The 15,491-nt window shown below is 50.1% G+C and carries 18 protein-coding genes; 4 read left to right on the plus strand and 14 right to left on the minus strand.

Annotated features, from left to right (window positions below):
- Window positions 1-146 precede the first annotated feature (146 nt).
- The 3 genes from mltC to mutY all read right to left on the minus strand — a co-directional run bounded on the left by mltC (window position 147) and on the right by mutY (window position 2,835).
- Window positions 147-1,280, minus strand: a complete 1,134-nt coding sequence (mltC, locus tag C942_RS12495; protein WP_007466299.1) for a membrane-bound lytic murein transglycosylase MltC — start codon at window positions 1,278-1,280, stop codon at window positions 147-149.
- Between the two features lie 112 nt (window positions 1,281-1,392).
- Entirely contained in the window at window positions 1,393-1,665 is a 273-nt protein-coding gene (locus C942_RS12500) for an oxidative damage protection protein (protein WP_007466301.1), read from the minus strand.
- Between the two features lie 105 nt (window positions 1,666-1,770).
- Window positions 1,771-2,835 (minus strand): A/G-specific adenine glycosylase, encoded by a 1,065-nt coding sequence (mutY, locus tag C942_RS12505; RefSeq protein ID WP_007466303.1) that lies wholly within the window; start codon window positions 2,833-2,835, stop codon window positions 1,771-1,773.
- 220 nt (window positions 2,836-3,055) lie between these two features.
- On the opposite strand from mutY, the gene trmB reads away from it, so the two are divergent.
- Window positions 3,056-3,793 (plus strand): tRNA (guanosine(46)-N7)-methyltransferase TrmB, encoded by a 738-nt coding sequence (gene trmB, locus C942_RS12510; protein ID WP_036800036.1) that lies wholly within the window; start codon window positions 3,056-3,058, stop codon window positions 3,791-3,793.
- A 105-nt stretch (window positions 3,794-3,898) separates the two neighbouring features.
- Window positions 3,899-4,819 (plus strand): glutaminase B, encoded by a 921-nt coding sequence (gene glsB, locus C942_RS12515; protein WP_007466308.1) that lies wholly within the window; start codon window positions 3,899-3,901, stop codon window positions 4,817-4,819.
- A 100-nt stretch (window positions 4,820-4,919) separates the two neighbouring features.
- Here glsB and hemW read toward each other — a convergent pair whose 3' ends face one another.
- From hemW to C942_RS12550, 7 genes are all read right to left on the minus strand, one after another.
- On the minus strand, window positions 4,920-6,077 hold the full coding sequence (hemW, locus tag C942_RS12520; RefSeq protein ID WP_007466310.1) for a radical SAM family heme chaperone HemW: 1,158 nt from the start codon (window positions 6,075-6,077) through the stop codon (window positions 4,920-4,922).
- Window positions 6,077-6,670, minus strand: a complete 594-nt coding sequence (locus tag C942_RS12525) for an XTP/dITP diphosphatase (protein ID WP_007466312.1) — start codon at window positions 6,668-6,670, stop codon at window positions 6,077-6,079. Before C942_RS12525 ends, hemW begins: the two co-directional genes overlap by 1 nt.
- Window positions 6,671-6,825: 155 nt before the next feature.
- Window positions 6,826-7,254, minus strand: coding sequence for a DUF4426 domain-containing protein (locus C942_RS12530; protein WP_007466315.1), 429 nt, complete (start codon window positions 7,252-7,254; stop codon window positions 6,826-6,828).
- Between the two features lie 184 nt (window positions 7,255-7,438).
- Window positions 7,439-7,732, minus strand: a complete 294-nt coding sequence (gene yggU, locus C942_RS12535) for a DUF167 family protein YggU (RefSeq protein WP_007466316.1) — start codon at window positions 7,730-7,732, stop codon at window positions 7,439-7,441.
- On the minus strand, window positions 7,729-8,286 hold the full coding sequence (locus C942_RS12540) for a YggT family protein (RefSeq protein ID WP_007466318.1): 558 nt from the start codon (window positions 8,284-8,286) through the stop codon (window positions 7,729-7,731). The genes yggU and C942_RS12540 overlap by 4 nt, the downstream gene beginning before the upstream one ends.
- A gap of 9 nt (window positions 8,287-8,295) precedes the next feature.
- On the minus strand, window positions 8,296-9,114 hold the full coding sequence (gene proC / locus C942_RS12545) for a pyrroline-5-carboxylate reductase (protein WP_007466320.1): 819 nt from the start codon (window positions 9,112-9,114) through the stop codon (window positions 8,296-8,298).
- Between the two features lie 80 nt (window positions 9,115-9,194).
- A complete protein-coding gene (locus C942_RS12550) occupies window positions 9,195-9,905 on the minus strand; it encodes a YggS family pyridoxal phosphate-dependent enzyme (protein WP_036800039.1) in 711 nt (236 codons plus the stop codon).
- A gap of 23 nt (window positions 9,906-9,928) precedes the next feature.
- Here C942_RS12550 and C942_RS12555 point away from each other — a divergent pair, with 23 nt between their 5' ends.
- Both C942_RS12555 and C942_RS12560 read left to right on the plus strand, forming a co-directional pair.
- Complete coding sequence (locus C942_RS12555) at window positions 9,929-10,966, plus strand: type IV pilus twitching motility protein PilT (RefSeq protein WP_007466324.1); 1,038 nt, start codon at window positions 9,929-9,931, stop codon at window positions 10,964-10,966.
- A gap of 33 nt (window positions 10,967-10,999) precedes the next feature.
- Window positions 11,000-12,106, plus strand: coding sequence for a PilT/PilU family type 4a pilus ATPase (locus C942_RS12560; protein WP_007466326.1), 1,107 nt, complete (start codon window positions 11,000-11,002; stop codon window positions 12,104-12,106).
- Window positions 12,107-12,488: 382 nt separating this feature from the next.
- On the opposite strand, the gene ruvX is transcribed toward C942_RS12560, so the two are convergent.
- The 4 genes from ruvX to rsmE all read right to left on the minus strand — a co-directional run bounded on the left by ruvX (window position 12,489) and on the right by rsmE (window position 15,343).
- On the minus strand, window positions 12,489-12,917 hold the full coding sequence (ruvX, locus tag C942_RS12570; protein WP_007466328.1) for a Holliday junction resolvase RuvX: 429 nt from the start codon (window positions 12,915-12,917) through the stop codon (window positions 12,489-12,491).
- Window positions 12,914-13,489, minus strand: a complete 576-nt coding sequence (locus C942_RS12575) for a YqgE/AlgH family protein (protein ID WP_007466330.1) — start codon at window positions 13,487-13,489, stop codon at window positions 12,914-12,916. The genes ruvX and C942_RS12575 overlap by 4 nt, the downstream gene beginning before the upstream one ends.
- A 156-nt stretch (window positions 13,490-13,645) precedes the next feature.
- Entirely contained in the window at window positions 13,646-14,593 is a 948-nt protein-coding gene (gshB, locus tag C942_RS12580; RefSeq protein ID WP_007466331.1) for a glutathione synthase, read from the minus strand.
- Window positions 14,594-14,611: 18 nt separating this feature from the next.
- On the minus strand, window positions 14,612-15,343 hold the full coding sequence (gene rsmE, locus C942_RS12585; protein WP_036800045.1) for a 16S rRNA (uracil(1498)-N(3))-methyltransferase: 732 nt from the start codon (window positions 15,341-15,343) through the stop codon (window positions 14,612-14,614).
- Between the last annotated feature and the right edge of the window lie 148 nt (window positions 15,344-15,491).

A 15,491-nucleotide genomic window follows, 5' to 3' on the forward strand; every position in this document is an offset into this window, starting at 1 on the left:
AACTGAGCTATCGAGGCAACGGAGCGCTATTAAACGGGTTTTCGGCCTCGCCGTCAACTACTTTTTTAAGAAAAATGTCACAGCAATGACCACTTGCTCGCTTTTTGAACGTTGTGGCCATATGCGGCTATTCCTTTGTCATTACTTTAGATTTTCCCCTGGTTGAACTCTTTCTGGAACTTGGTCACCTTTTGCAGATAGCGTCTGGCTTCCGCTTTCGGGTGCTTGTTCGTCAGTGCCCAGTAAACCTGATTTGGCTGCAGGCGATTGATGTCATTCATTGCCCGTTTGCGATTACTGTCGAATGTCTTCAATACGCCGCCAGTGCCGCCGTTATAGGCCGAAATCATGCTGTAGTGAAGCGACTGCGGATTGCGGACTTCTTTCAGGTAACGGTTTCGTAATATGTAGAAGTAGGCGGTGCCGGTATCAATGTTTTTGGCTGGATCAAACAGGTATTGCGGTGACGGTTTACCGGATTTCTTCTTAACCAGCTTAAACACATCTGCGCCTGCGGTGTTCGGTACTACCTGCATCAGACCGTAGGCATTGGCGTGACTGACCGCATAAGGGTTAAAACTACTCTCGGTTTTGATTATCGCGTAGATCAGATCTTCCGGGATCCCGTAACGGCGGGAAGCATCACGAACAATGCTTGCGTATTTGTAACTACGCTTGTTGACGTGGTCTGCCACCATAGGGATTTCAACGTAATAGGCCTGTTGGTAACGGATCTTACGTTTTTTCAGCTTGTGGCTGATCAGGTAGTCGGCAAATTTATTGGCGCGCCATGACCATTCGACGGCTTTACCTTCCTGATCCAATACCTGACCGTACAGGAACGGTTTACCGTTCAGCTCAATTTCGGAATCCGAATACAAGTCGACCCCGGCCGGGTTATCCGGTGTTAGTAGGGTGGTGGCAATGGCTTTTTTGAGGTGGGTTTCCGGCTCTGTTGTAGCCACGGTTTCCACAATTACCAGACCGCGGACAAAGTCGACATGGGCCCGGCTCAGGTAGCCATCGGTGTATTTAACGTACTGGCGTTTACCTGCAATCAGGGAATCATGATCACCCCAGTGGCGTTTTACCTGCCCGCTGAAGCTGTTGATCAAACGGTCAAGGGCGGCGGCATCTTTAGTGAACTGCCCCGGTAATGGTGCAAGGTTTTTGGCAAAGCGGTTGGTCGTGGCATAGTCGACATCATAGAGTTTTTCGACAAACTCACGGCTGCATCCGCTGAGCAGAAGCAGTGACAGTAAAAGCGCGCGTTTTTTCATAATTCCCAGTAAAAAAAAGACATCACTTGTTGGTGGCAAATGATGTCAGTTTCTCTTTATCCGGGTAAAGATTATTACACCGGAAGATGAATAAATCGTGAAGTCAGGACGTTTACTCGCTCGGGGGAGTATAGCCGTCGATAACGACATCCTGACCTTCAAACAAGAATCTCACCATTTCTGTTTCCAGTAGCTTACGGTGCTCCGGATCCATCATGTTAAGTTTTTTCTCATTGATCAGCATGGTTTGCTTACCCTGCCACTCTGTCCAGGCTTCTTTGGAGATATTGTCAAAAATTCGTTTGCCTAGTTCACCCGGGTAAAGCTGGAAATCCAAACCTTCCGCTTCTTTTTTCAGACGAGCACAAAATACTGTACGGCTCATTGAGTGGCTCCTTCAATTTCAATCGTCATGAATACGTTGCTAGTTATACCAGAGTGCAGCGGCCGCTTCTAGATTTCACCGATGATGGTTAAAAGCGGCTTATCACTACCTGTTTTGCTTTAGCTCATAGTGCAGGCTGTCGAGGATCTGTTGCACCGGTGCGGCAAGACCTATTTTCGCCGGATTATTGAGGTTATACCATTGGCCTTTACCTGATTCCCTGATCATGTCCGGCATGTTATCCAGCCTGAATAACATTGGAACTATGTCGAGATGGTAATGGCTGAATGTATGGCGAAAGGCACCAAGTTGCTCTGGCTGATTGACTTCCACTTTTGTGCCAAGGCGCTGTTCGACAATACCGGACAGGTCGTGATGGTCATGTTGCGGGAAACACCAGAGGCCGCCCCAAATTCCGGCCGGTGGGCGCTGCTCCAGCCAGATTTCTTCGCCGCACTGGAAAATTGCGAACCAGGCCTGTTTCTCTGGCATGGTTTTCTTAGGCTTCTTGCCAGGAAAGTCGAGCTGGCGTTGCTGGGCTTTGGCCTGGCAGATGTCGGTAACCGGGCATAGGTCGCATTTGGGTTTACTTCGGGTGCAGATCATCGCCCCCATATCCATCATGGCCTGATTATAGCGTTCAACACCTTTTGCTGGAGTGTTGGTTTCAGCAATTTGCCACAGGGCATTTTCTACCGCCTTTTTCCCTGGCCAGCCTTCAATAGCATAACAGCGAGACAGGGTCCGTTTGACGTTACCGTCTAGGATCGGGTGGTGCTGCTTGAGCGACAGGGAAAGCACAGCTCCGGCAGTTGAACGGCCGATACCCGGCAGGGCCATCACCTGTTCGATATCGGTCGGAAATTCCCCACCATGTTCAGAGACAATCATCTGCGCGGCTTTGTGCAGGTTACGGGCGCGGGCGTAATAGCCTAGCCCTGTCCACAGGTGCAGGACTTCATCCTGCTCGGCTGCGGCGAGATCCCTGACGGTAGGGAAGCGTTCCATAAAACGCTCGAAATACGGGATCACGGTTGCAACCTGAGTTTGCTGCAACATGATTTCGGAAAGCCATACTTTGTACGGCGTTTTGTTAAGCTGCCATGGCAGCGTTTTACGACCAAATTTGTCGTACCACGCTAAAATGGCTTCAGAGAAGGTATTGGTCACAGAAATTAGCTCACTTTACTGACAAGCTTTAAAAGCGTGCCGTTATGATAATTTTTGTGCTGATTGCACCACAAACTGACGGCTGTCGCAAACGACAGACTTGCACTTGAGCCATAACTTTGGATAATGCCGATGCTCAGGTTCTGCTCATCTTTTGATGCTTCAAAGTTGAAAGATAAACAGACCCCAGTTTTTTTGATTTTCTAGTTTAGGTAATACGATGAGCGAAGTTTCAAAGACCTCAGGCGAAGTTACAATGTCTGAATTTACCGAAGACGGCAAACTGATACGTAAAGTTCGTAGCTTTGTTCGTCGTGAGGGCCGTTTAACTAAAGGCCAACAGGCGGCTTTAGATAATAACTGGTCGGCGATGGGTGTCGATTTTGCTCAGCAGATGCTGGACTGGAAAGAAGTCTTCAACCGTGAAGCGCCGGTAGTGCTGGAGATCGGCTTCGGTATGGGTGCCTCTCTGGTTGAGATGGCGAAGAACGCACCGGAGAAAAACTTCATCGGTATTGAAGTACACAGCCCGGGTGTTGGTGCTTGCCTGATGGGTGCTGAAGAAGCCGGCCTGACTAACTTGCGTGTAATGTGTCACGATGCGGTTGAAGTATTTGATTACATGATCCCGGACGGCAGCCTGGATACAGTTCAGCTGTTCTTCCCAGACCCATGGCACAAAGCCCGTCACCACAAGCGCCGTATCGTACAGCCAGAATTTGCTGAGATGGTACGTAAGAAGCTGAAAGTTGGCGGTATTTTCCACATGGCAACAGACTGGGAAAATTACGCGGAGCACATGGTGGAAGTTATGAATGCTGCACCGGGTTACCGAAATACAGCGACTGAAGGTGATTACATTCCTCGTCCTGAAGAGCGTCCGCTGACTAAATTTGAAGCGCGTGGTCACCGTCTGGGTCACGGCGTATGGGATATGAAGTTCGCACGAACTGAATAATTTTCCCTATGACACAGGCTTAGAACTGATTATTAAGCCCTGTAGCGTCACAATAATAAAAGAAGCCAACCTTGTGTTGGCTTTTTTAGCCTTGGAGAAAACAGAATGAAGCCAACAGAAGCGTTGCTAAATGAGATCCTGGATGAAGTCAGGCCTTTGATTGGTAAAGGTAAAGTTGCTGATTACATTCCTGCATTGGCAACAGTTCCGGCCAATAAGCTTGGTATTGCCGTGTGTTACAACGATGGTGAAATTATTCAGGCCGGCGATAGTGAAGAGCGTTTCTCTATCCAGTCTATTTCCAAGGTATTGAGCCTGACGTTGGCGATGACGTTGTATAAACCGGAAGAGATCTGGAAGCGTGTGGGTAAGGAGCCGTCGGGCCATGCTTTCAACTCGCTCATTCAGCTTGAGTTGGAAAACGGCATTCCGCGTAATCCGTTTATTAATGCCGGGGCGCTGATTGTGTCTGATCTGCTTCACAGCCGTCTGTCGGCACCTCAGTACCGGATGCTGGAGCTGGTGCGTGATTTGTCCGGTGATCAGCATATTGTTTACGATAAGGTTGTGGCGACATCTGAAATGCAGCACAGTGATCGTAATGCTTCCATTGCCTATCTGATGCGCTCGTTTGGCAATTTTGAGAACGAGGTAATGCCGGTTTTGACCAATTACTTCAGTTACTGCGCACTGAAAATGAGCTGTGTCGATTTGGCCAGGACATTCAGTTATCTGGCCAATAAAGGCCAGCCTCTAGGGGCAAAAGAGCCGATTATCAGCCAGACTCAGAGTAAGCAGATGAATGCCTTGTTGGCGACCTGTGGCTTGTATGACGGCGCCGGTGAGTTTGCTTACCGGGTCGGTATGCCGGGCAAATCCGGTGTTGGTGGCGGTATTATTGCCGTTGTTCCGGGCGAGATGACGATTGCGGTATGGTCGCCTGAGCTGGATCCGAGCGGTAACTCCCTGGCGGGGACGGCGGCTCTGGAATTACTGGCAGACAGGATTGGTCGTTCTATCTTCTGATTTTGCAGTTTGACGTTACTTTGACGCTGGCTCTCAATTTAATGAAAGGGGCGATGGTTATTGATAACCATCGCCCCTGATTTTATCTGTCTCTAGGCTTTTATTCTTCTTCAACAAAAGCGGCCAGCAGATCGTTGAGGAACAGCTTTCCGTGCTCGGTTATCTGCCACTCGTCCCCTGAATCTTCCAGGTAATTCTGACTTAATGCCCACTCGATAGGGGCTTGAATCGTACTCAGCGGAAGTCCGGTACGCTCGACAAAGTCCTGTTTCGGGCAGGACTCCAGCAGGCGGAAGCGGTTCATGAAGAACTCGAACGGGCGCTCATCACTGTCGACCTGAGTTTCCTGAACCAGATACGGTTTTTCAGGATTGAGATAACCGCGCGGGTGTTTTACCTTCACTGTGCGGGTGATGGTACCGTCAGCAAAACTGATTTTGCCGTGGGAGCCGCAGCCGATGCCCAGATAGTCACCAAAACGCCAGTAGTTCAGGTTATGTTGGCATTGTTTCCCGGGCTTGCTATAGCCGGAAATTTCATACTGCACATAACCGGCTTCTGTCAGCAACTGGTGGCCCTGTTCGAATATATCCCACAGGTCGTCATCATCCGGTAATGTTGGCGGTTTTGAGTAGAACAGGGTGTTCGGCTCAATCGTCAGCTGGTACCACGATAGGTGAGGCGGGTTCAGTGCAATCGCCTGTTTCAGGTCGGATAGGGCATCTTCGATCGATTGATCCGGCAGGCCGTGCATCAAATCAACATTGAAGCTGTTGAGTCCGGCTTCTTCTGCCAGCTGTGCCGCGCGGATAGCCTCGTTGCGGCCATGGATCCGTCCCAGGCGTTTGAGTTTCTCATCCTGGAAGCTCTGGATACCGATTGAGATCCGGTTGACGCCAACCTCACGGTAGGCGGTGAAGCGTCCGGCCTCGACCGTACCCGGGTTGGCTTCCATGGTGATCTCGATATCCGGGCTGAACGGAATCCGAGCTTCGATGGCCTGCAACAGGCGGCCGATCTCTTCCGGTGAAATCAGGCTTGGTGTACCACCACCAATAAAGATCGAATGCAGCGAACGGTGGCCGTCTTCCAATTGGTAAGCCTTCAGATCTGTTTCCAGATCGTCAATCAGCGCATCAATATAATCCAGCTCGGGAATATCTGTTTTAAGCGCATGAGAGTTGAAGTCACAGTACGGGCATTTCTGAACACACCACGGGATGTGGACATACAGGCTTAATGGTGGTGGAACTAGCATCAGGCGTCCTTCAGGGCAGCAAACAGTTTTTTCAGTGCTTTGCCTCGGTGAGACAGCTGCTTTTTGCGCGCGGGCTCTAGTTCGGCAGAGGCGCACTGATCTTCCGGTACCCAGAAAATCGGGTCGTAACCGAAGCCGTTCTCGCCGTGCGCTTCAGTCGAGATGCTGCCTTCCCAGGTGCCGTGACATACCAGCGGCGTTGGGTCATTTTCATGGCGCATCATCACCAGTACACAGTGGAAACGGGCGGTACGTTGTTCAGCCGGTACGTCTTCCATCTCTTTCAGCAGTTTTTCCAGATTTTGCTGATCTGAAGCATATTCACCGGCAAAGCGGGCCGAGTAGATACCCGGAGCACCTTTCAGGTAGTCCACTTCCAGGCCAGAGTCATCGGCAATTGCAGGCAGGCCGGTTTCTTTTGCTGCATGACGAGCTTTGATAATGGCGTTTTCAATGAAGGTGGTGCCGGTTTCAGCAACAGAAGAAACGTTGTAATCACTTTGTGCCACAACATCGAAACCAAAGTCTGCAAGCAGGCTTGCCATCTCTTTTACTTTGCCCTGGTTGCCAGTGGCCAGTACTAGTTTGCTCATCGTTGTTCCTCGGTGGGTCCGCAAAAGGACAGGTAATCAAAAGGACTGGTAATAACGGGCGCTATGATAATACCAATCTCAGGCTGTCACCAGTTTTGGGACACAGGAAGGGAATGTAAGGGCGGAGCCGTTTGACTCCACCGTAAAGAGAATGGCTAGTCGACGAAGAACGTCTGCTGGAAAGCGATTTGACCGTTGGTGCCGTTGCGATTGATATCAATGGTAAAACTGAAGCTTTCTTCGTTGGCATGGCCTAGTTCGGCAAGGTAGTAAATAGCATTACCTTCTCGGACTTCGCGGAATGTCAGGTTCTTGATGGTACCGAGCAGGTTTTTTGCTTTACCGGTCAGTACGGCAGTGACGGCCGGTTTTCCTTCCTGACTTTTATCCAGTACGGTGACATTGACGATCGCTGAGTAGCGGCTGCGCTGAATGCGGTAGGTACTGGCAATTTCAGGCGTCAGGAATGTTGATGGGAAGCTGGAGTAGTGAACTTCAAGGTTGCCGATGTCTTTCAGTTGCTCTGCATTTACAGGGAGTGCGGTAAAGAGTAGTGCCGATAATAAACATAAGATACGAGTCATGATTTTATCCTTCTTGGACACACACCGGTACCAATATGACCCTGATAATCCGGCGATTATTACATCCTTATAGTATAGCCAGTGGCTGTTGTTAATTGTTGCCTGTGATTTTGTGGTTGCTGACCATTAATAGTATCAGCCCGGCTATATGGCCGGGCTGTATCGTATGTTGCGGGTGTTAGGTTTACAGCAGTTCGGAAATGACCTGTGGGATTTCACGCGGGCTTTCAACCCTTACCTGCTTGTGGCGGCCAAGCTCGCCTTTTTCAATAACCACTTGTCCTTTGGCTACGCGAAACTGCTTGGCCAAGTATTTGCTCAGATGGGCATTGGCTTTGCCATCAACCGGTGGTGCGGTGATGGCAACTTTCAGTTCATCGCCATGCAGGCCGACAATTTTGTCACGGCTCGCTTTAGGCTGGATATACAGATGTATTACCAGATCGTCGCCGTTTTGGGTTACAGCTTGTTGGCTCATAACTGGAACCAGATAGGACCAATCAGATCACCCATCAGGATATTGGCAAACTGCAGGCCGATGAAAAGGACAATCACGCTCAGATCCAAGCCGCCCATAGCGGGTATAAAACGGCGGATTGGTGCTGTCATTGGTTCAGTCAGCTGGTGCATCACGTATTCAACCGGGCTGCGGCCCTGGCTTACCCAGCTCAGGATTGCACGAAGCAGCAGTACCCAGAAGATCAGGCTACCGGCTGCTTTAAGCAGAGACAGGCCACCGACCCAAAGGAAATCAGCGCTGAATGCCATATTGCCGCCGGTCAGTACCAGCTGGAGCAGGACAAACTTGGAAATGCTTAGCACGTAAGCGAAGATCAGGGTTGCTAAGTCCAGCGAACCGACTGACGGGATGATACGACGTAGCGGACCAACAATAGGCTGGGTTGCTCTTACAATGAACTGGGAGAACGGGTTATAGAAGTCTGCCCGGGCCCACTGGAGCCAGATGCGCAGCAGGACGACCATAATGTAGAGGTCGAACAGGGTACTGACTAAAAAACCAATTGAATTCATATCTAAACCTTAAAATAACTTTTCCATTTCTTCAGCGCGGGTAACTGCAGCACGCATTGCTTTAGCTACGGTATCACTAAGTTGGTGTTCGTTAAATGTTCTTATTGCTTCTGCGGTGGTTCCGCCTTTAGAGGTGACCTGTTCACGCAGGGTGGCCAGATTGGTCTCCGGGTTGGCAATCACCATTTCGGCTGCACCGGCGGCGGACTGTTGCACCAATTTGCGGGCGGTTGCCGGGTCAAAGCCCTGTTTAACCGCCTCTGCTTCCATTGCTTCCATAAACAGGAAGAAGTAAGCCGGCGCACTGCCAGCAGCGGCAATAATACCGTTAATTCCAGCTTCTTGCTCTACCCAGCAGACTTCACCGACAGCTGTCATTAAGTGTTCGGCAAAGGCTTTATCTTCAGTGCCCACTGAAGCCGGAGCGAACATGCCACTCATCCCTTTACCGATCAGAGATGGGGTATTTGGCATGACGCGGACCAGGTTTAGCTCAGTGTTGAGCATTTCGTTCAGGCGCTGGGCTGAGATGCCTGCGGCGATAGAAATAACCAGCTTGCCGCTGAAATCGAGTACCTGAAGTGGACGACAGACTTCTTCCATCAGTTGAGGCTTTACGGCCAGTACGATGACATCTGCCAGCTCAGCTGCATGCAGGTTATCGTCGCTGGTGTGAATGCCGTAATCTCGTGCCAGGGGCTCACGGCGGGCAGAGCTTGGTGCCGTTGCTGTGATCTTATCTGGTGTGTAACCACTGGAAACCAGGCCGGCGATGATTGAGCGGGCCATGTTACCGGCACCGATAAAAGCGATTGAACGTTGTTCCATGCTAAATCCTTGTGTAGAAAGCGCAAAGTTGGTCGGCATATTCCCTAAGTGAAGTCAGGAATAAATGCGCTGAGCATCCTTTATTGTTTGTTGCTGTAATCTCTGGCTCCGAAAATAGCGGTACCGATACGGACAATTGTGCTGCCAGCAGCGATAGCCGCCTCCATATCACCACTCATCCCCATGGACAGGGTATCTAGCTGCGGGTGTTTTGCCTGCAGTTTCTCTTTGGCATCGGCCAGTGATTTGAATGCTGCGTACTGGCTGTCATAGTCGTCCGCTCTTTCCGGTATCGACATCAGGCCACGCAGTACCAGATTTGGCATCGCGGCAATTTCGTCAGCCAGAGCTTCCAGGTCTTCAAAAGCAATGCCGGATTTACTGGCTTCGCTGCTGGTGTTGATTTGCAATAATACATTTAACGGCGGCATATCTGCCGGGCGCTGTTCGCTCAGGCGGCGGGCAATTTTGGCCCGGTCAATAGAATGAACCCAGTCGAAGTGCTCGGCAATAAGCCGGGTTTTATTCGACTGAATAGGCCCGATAAAGTGCCAGCTTAGTGAGTCAGCCTGTTGGTGGGATGAGAAATGCTGAACCTTTTCGACCCCTTCCTGGACATAGTTTTCACCGAATGCAAACTGTCCGGCAGCAATTGCTTCTTCGATCGCTGTAATCGGTTTTGTTTTGCTTACCGCCAGTAGTTGCACGGAATCGGCCTTCCGGCCGCATTTTTTACTTGCTGAGGTTATCTGAGAGATGACCTGTTCAATATTTTGTTTGATACTACTCATAATTGATTCTGTGGGGAAAATTTATGGATATCACCGAACTACTGGACTTTAGTGTAAAGCATAATGCCTCTGATCTGCACCTTTCTGCAGGTGTTCCGCCGATGATCAGGGTTGATGGTGATGTTAGGAAACTGAGCTTGCCTGCGTTGGAGCATGGCGAGGTACATCGGCTGGTGTTTGACATCATGAATGATGCCCAGCGTCGTGAGTATGAAGAAAAGCTGGAAGTGGACTTCTCCTTTGAACTGCCTCAGGTTGGCCGTTTCCGTGTTAATGCTTTCCATCAGTCACGCGGTGCAGCGGCGGTGTTCCGGACGATTCCGCTAAATATCCCGACCCTTGAGTCTCTGAATGTACCAGAGGTGTTTTATCAAATTGCTCAGAGCCAGCGTGGGTTGGTGCTGGTAACCGGAGCAACCGGTTCAGGTAAGTCGACCACTATTGCTGCATTGGTTGATTATATTAATGAGAATTTTAACCGTCACATCCTGACCATTGAGGATCCGGTGGAGTTTGTTCACGAAGGCAAACGCAGTTTGATCAATCAGCGAGAAGTACATCGTGATACTCATAGTTTCAATAATGCATTGCGCTCATCATTGCGTGAAGATCCGGATGTTATTGTGGTGGGGGAGCTGCGTGACAGGGAAACTATCAGCTTGGCGTTGACTGCGGCGGAAACAGGGCATTTGGTGCTTGGAACCTTGCATACCAGCTCGGCAGCCAAGACGGTTGACCGGATCATTGATGTGTTCCCGGGTAACGATAAGGCTATGGTACGCTCCATGTTGTCGGAGTCATTGCGGGCGGTGATCTCCCAGAGTTTGCTCAAGAGTATCAGTGGTGGGCGGATGGCTGCTCATGAAGTGATGATGGCCACCCCGGCGATCCGTAATTTGATCCGTGAGGATAAAGTGGCGCAGATGTACTCTATGATCCAGACCGGCTCGGCAATGGGGATGCAAACCATGGAGCAGAGTGTAAAAATGCTGGTGGCACAGGGGCAGGTTGAGGCTGAGGAAGGCCGTCGAATTGTGGACAGTGCCTTCACTCAGCTATAAGTGCACGGCAAACAAAGTAATTAAGGAACCGAGATGAATTTACAGCAGATCCTCGAAGAGATGGTGCGATGCAAGGCATCGGATCTGTACATTACCGTGGATGCCCCCTGTCTGCTTAGAGTTGACGGGAACCTGCATCAGCTGGGAGAGGCGCTGGATCGTCAGACGGTCGATCTTATGGTCGATGAGGCGATGGACAGTAAACTCCAGCAGGAATTTGTCTCAACCCGGGAAGCCAATTTTGCCCTGGTGCGCGGCGAATTGCGTTTCCGGGTCAGTGCCTTCTGGCAGCGAGAATTGCCGGGAATGGTGATCCGGCGGATTGAAACTGAGATCCCGGATATTTTTGATTTGAATCTGCCGATGGACATGCAGCGAATGGCATTGGCTAAGCGTGGTCTGGTCTTGGTGGTAGGGGCTACTGGTTCGGGTAAGTCAACCTCACTGGCTGCGATGACCGGATTTCGTAATGCTAACCGTAGCGGTCATATCCTGACGGTTGAAGATCCGATCGAGTTCGTCCATAAGCATGACCGCTGTATTGTCACCCAGCGCGAAGTGGGACTGGATACTGAGAGCTATGAAGTCGCACTGAAGAACTCACTGCGACAGGCACCGGATATGATCCTGATTGGTGAGGTCCGGACACGGGAAACCATGGAATATGCGATGAACTTCGCCGAAACCGGTCACCTCTGTATGGCGACATTGCACGCTAATAACGCCAACCAGGCGCTTGAACGTATTTTGCACTTGGTGCCGAAAGAGCGCCGCGATCAGTTCCTGTTTGATTTGTCTCTTAACCTGAAGTGTATTTTGGCCCAGCAATTAATTCCTGATGCTCATGGTGCCGGACGTCACGCATCATTTGAACTTCTGCTTAATACTCCTCGGGTTGCGGATTTGATTCGTCGCGGTGAACTGCATGAGATCAAAGAGGTGATGGCTAAATCCGGAGAGTCGGGAATGATGACTTTTGACCAGTCACTGTATGAGTTGTTCAGCGCAGGCAAGATCACTGAGCAGGATGCGCTGCACCATGCAGATTCTGCCAATGATTTACGTTTGATGATCAAGGTTGGTGATAAAAATCAGATCGGTAACAATACCCTGGACGGGGTAACGATCGATATGAATTAAGTTCTTTCTCTGGCTGTTGATTCAGTAATGAAGCTTTAGGGTTGTGATGATCCTAAAGCTTTTTTTATTGTTCATTATCTTTAACCGAATGAACTATAAGAATTATTTTTTCGGTATGAAAAAGGCGATCAACTTATGGAGCTTTTGGGTTCAAGGTGTCCAAAAGCTGTACAAGCTGATCATCCCTTATGCGAGGCGGGATCGCGCTGGTTGTTTGAGAACTACAATAAGTGGTGACAGCTTCAGGCTGAAAAATGGAAGAAAAGCTGTACAGCTTTACTTGGCGAGGTCGTGCTGCGTTTTGAAAGGTGGGTAAAACGCGAAAAAAAGCGAGAGTATTAGGACTCTCGCTTAAGTGTTTTTTGTGTTGTTGAACCTGAATTTATCCGTACTGCTGTTCGAACCAGCTTTCCAGGATCACAACGGCTGATTGGGAGTCGATATTGCCTTTGCTCAGGTTACGATAACCGCCGCGTTCAAACAGTTCGGCTCGGGCTTCAGCTGTGCTCAGGCGCTCGTCATGTAGTTCAACTTGATAGCCGAAACGACCGTGCAGGCGGTTGGCAAACTTTTTGGCGCGAGGCGTAATTGCTTCGAGTTCGCAGCCGTCCATATCCAGAGGAAGGCCAACGACAATCAGATCCGGTTGCCATTCTTTCAGTATTTTTTCGATTGCTTCCCAGCTTGGGATCCCGTCTTTAGCTTTCAAGGCAGCCAGTGGGTTGGCGGTGCCAGTCATTTCCTGGCCAATCGCGACACCAATACTTTTGGTGCCGTAGTCAAATGCTAATACGCTGCGTGAGTTACTCATGCATGTCCTTTATCAATTGATAGGTGGGCTGAACTGATGCCAAGCCGGGCAATAGCTTTATCCCAGCGCTCGCTGATCGGGGTGTTGAAGACAACATCCGGATCGGCTTCCATGGTCAGCCAGGTATTTTCAGCCATTTCCTGTTCCAGTTGGCCTGCGCCCCAGCCTGCGTACCCCAGGGCAACAAGAAATTTTTCCGGTGCTTCACTGGTTCCTAGCAGGGCCAGAATGTCTTTTGATGTGGTGATCGATAATTTTTCGGTGATATCGATACTGGAGCTGAAATCGTTGTGCTCCGGCTTCAGGTTCATATGAAGAACGAAGCCACGGTCTTCGGAGACTGGTCCGCCATTAAAAACCGGTTGCTCAAGGCTTGCCGGATCTTCCAGTGGCAGGTCGCGTTCGATGTCAATTTGCTCAAGCATGTTCCCAACGGAAATATCGATAGGCAGGTTGATAACTAAGCCCATAGCACCGTCTTCATTATGTTCGCAGATATAGACAACACTACCTTTAAAGTGCGGATCCTGCATGGAGGGCATGGCAACCAGAAAATGATTGGTTAAATTCATTTTGTCTACCTACAACATATCCTGTTACTTACAGTATGCCGATTATTCTTCAGAAATGGTATTAACGCATGGTTAAGAGGAACTTCTGTTACGGCCTCTGCTATAAAAAACGCAGCCCGGAGTAACCGGGCTGCGTCGATATCAGTGCCTGGAGAATTAAGCCTTAACGCGGCGCTCGATTGCATCCATCAGCTTACCAGTGATAGAAACATCAAAGGCAGCTTCAATTTCACGGATACAGGTCGGGCTGGTAACGTTAATTTCAGTCAGCTTGTCGCCGATTACATCCAGGCCAACAAAGATCAGACCTTTTTCTTTCAGTACCGGTGCGACGGTTTCTGCAATTTTACGGTCTGTTTCGCTGATTGGACGGGCTTCGCCACGACCACCTGCCGCTAGGTTACCGCGGGTTTCACCTTTAGCCGGGATACGTGCCAGGCAGTATGGGATCGGCTCGCCGTCAACAACCAGGATACGCTTGTCGCCGTTGCTGATATCAGGAACGAAAGTCTGAGTCATGCAGTAGTTATTACCGTGGTTGGTCAGTGTTTCGATGATCACTGATACATTCGGATCGCCGTCCATCACGCGGAAGATCGATGAGCCGCCCATGCCGTCAAGCGGCTTGAGGATCACGTCACCGTGCTCTTTATGGAAAGCCCGGATCTTGTCAGCGCTGCGGGTAACCAGGGTTGTCGGAGTCAGATCCGGGAACCAGGCGGTGAACAGTTTTTCGTTACAGTCACGCAGGCTGCGAGGTTCGTTGACGATCAGAGCACCTTCGTTTTCGGCGCGCTCCAGGATGTAAGTGGCATAGATATACTCGGTATCGAACGGTGGATCCTTACGCATCAGTACCGCATCAAGATCAGACAGGGCGATTTCCTGCTCACCGTGGAATTCGAACCAGCCGTTCGGATCTTCTTTCAGGCTGACAATACGGGTACGGGCAACAGCCTTACCCTGTTCCAGTGACAGGTCGTTCATTTCCATGTAGTGGATTTCCCAGCCACGGCGCTGAGCTTCCATCATCATGGCAAAGCTGGAATCTTTCTTGATGTTGATAGACTCAATCGGGTCCATCACGATACCCAGTTTGATCATTACTTTCTCCTAGGGTTATTAGCCTAAATCGCCGAAGCGAACTTGCAGAGCAGTGATTGCCGTCATCGCTGCCGTTTCAGTGCGCAGTACGCGTGGGCCAAGTAGGATTTCATCGAATTTATATTGTTCGGTCATGCCGATCTCTTCAGCTGACAGGCCACCTTCAGGGCCGATCAGCAGGCGAACCTTGTTCACCGGCTCTGGCAGGGTGTTGATCGAATAGCTGGCTCGCGGGTGCAGGTTTAGTTTCAGGCCGTCAAACTCTTCTTCACACCAGTCTTCCAGTTTCATGATCGGGCGGATAGTCGGTACGGTATTGCGGCCGCACTGCTCGCAGGCACTGATGGCGATCTTCTGCCATTGTGCAAGTTTCTTTTCGAAACGTTCTGCGTTGAGCTTTACACCGCAGCGTTCAGAGATCAGAGGGGTGATAGTATTTACGCCCAGCTCAACAGATTTCTGGATGGTAAATTCCATCTTTTCACCACGAGAAACCACCTGGCCGAGGTGGATATCCAGCGGGGATTCAACGCTGTTTTCCTCGCGTGACTGGATTTCTACTTCAACACTTTTTTTGCTGGCGTTGGTTATGACTGCCGGAAATTCGGCGTCGCTGCCATCAAACAGCATCAGCTCCTGGCCCGGCTGCATACGCATAACACGACCAACATGATTCGCGGCATCATCGCTGAGCATAACTTTTCCCTGAGCAGGCAGAGTTTCAGGGTGGTAAATTCGTGGGATTCTCATGGCTATCTCAATAACCTGGTTAGTTTTATCTCGCGGTAGTATATCAATTAATACTGTGCTGTTTGCTAATACATGGATGCGGGCGAGTAAAAAACCAAGTCCGGAAGGTGGATTTTACTGTGGCTAGATGGCCGTTACTGTGACTCCT

Origin of the sequence: Photobacterium marinum (assembly GCF_000331515.1) — a bacterium.
In the GTDB taxonomy this organism is placed as follows: Bacteria; Pseudomonadota; Gammaproteobacteria; order Enterobacterales; family Vibrionaceae; genus Photobacterium; species Photobacterium marinum.

Bases quoted from the DNA above. Each gene is read 5' to 3' on its own strand.
- proC (WP_007466320.1), bottom strand. From the start codon at position 9,114: ATGGAACAACGTTCAATCGCTTTTATCGGTGCCGGTAACATGGCCCGC.
- hemW (WP_007466310.1), bottom strand. From the start codon at position 6,077: ATGCTAGTTCCACCACCATTAAGCCTGTATGTCCACATCCCGTGGTGT.
- C942_RS12550 (WP_036800039.1), bottom strand. From the start codon at position 9,905: ATGAGTAGTATCAAACAAAATATTGAACAGGTCATCTCTCAGATAACC.
- C942_RS12560 (WP_007466326.1), top strand. From the start codon at position 11,000: ATGAATTTACAGCAGATCCTCGAAGAGATGGTGCGATGCAAGGCATCG.
- C942_RS12555 (WP_007466324.1), top strand. From the start codon at position 9,929: ATGGATATCACCGAACTACTGGACTTTAGTGTAAAGCATAATGCCTCT.
- mltC (WP_007466299.1), bottom strand. From the start codon at position 1,280: ATGAAAAAACGCGCGCTTTTACTGTCACTGCTTCTGCTCAGCGGATGC.
- C942_RS12525 (WP_007466312.1), bottom strand. From the start codon at position 6,670: ATGAGCAAACTAGTACTGGCCACTGGCAACCAGGGCAAAGTAAAAGAG.
- C942_RS12530 (WP_007466315.1), bottom strand. From the start codon at position 7,254: ATGACTCGTATCTTATGTTTATTATCGGCACTACTCTTTACCGCACTC.
- trmB (WP_036800036.1), top strand. From the start codon at position 3,056: ATGAGCGAAGTTTCAAAGACCTCAGGCGAAGTTACAATGTCTGAATTT.
- C942_RS12540 (WP_007466318.1), bottom strand. From the start codon at position 8,286: ATGAATTCAATTGGTTTTTTAGTCAGTACCCTGTTCGACCTCTACATT.
- ruvX (WP_007466328.1), bottom strand. From the start codon at position 12,917: ATGAGTAACTCACGCAGCGTATTAGCATTTGACTACGGCACCAAAAGT.
- rsmE (WP_036800045.1), bottom strand. From the start codon at position 15,343: ATGAGAATCCCACGAATTTACCACCCTGAAACTCTGCCTGCTCAGGGA.
- glsB (WP_007466308.1), top strand. From the start codon at position 3,899: ATGAAGCCAACAGAAGCGTTGCTAAATGAGATCCTGGATGAAGTCAGG.
- C942_RS12500 (WP_007466301.1), bottom strand. From the start codon at position 1,665: ATGAGCCGTACAGTATTTTGTGCTCGTCTGAAAAAAGAAGCGGAAGGT.
- gshB (WP_007466331.1), bottom strand. From the start codon at position 14,593: ATGATCAAACTGGGTATCGTGATGGACCCGATTGAGTCTATCAACATC.
- yggU (WP_007466316.1), bottom strand. From the start codon at position 7,732: ATGAGCCAACAAGCTGTAACCCAAAACGGCGACGATCTGGTAATACAT.
- C942_RS12575 (WP_007466330.1), bottom strand. From the start codon at position 13,489: ATGAATTTAACCAATCATTTTCTGGTTGCCATGCCCTCCATGCAGGAT.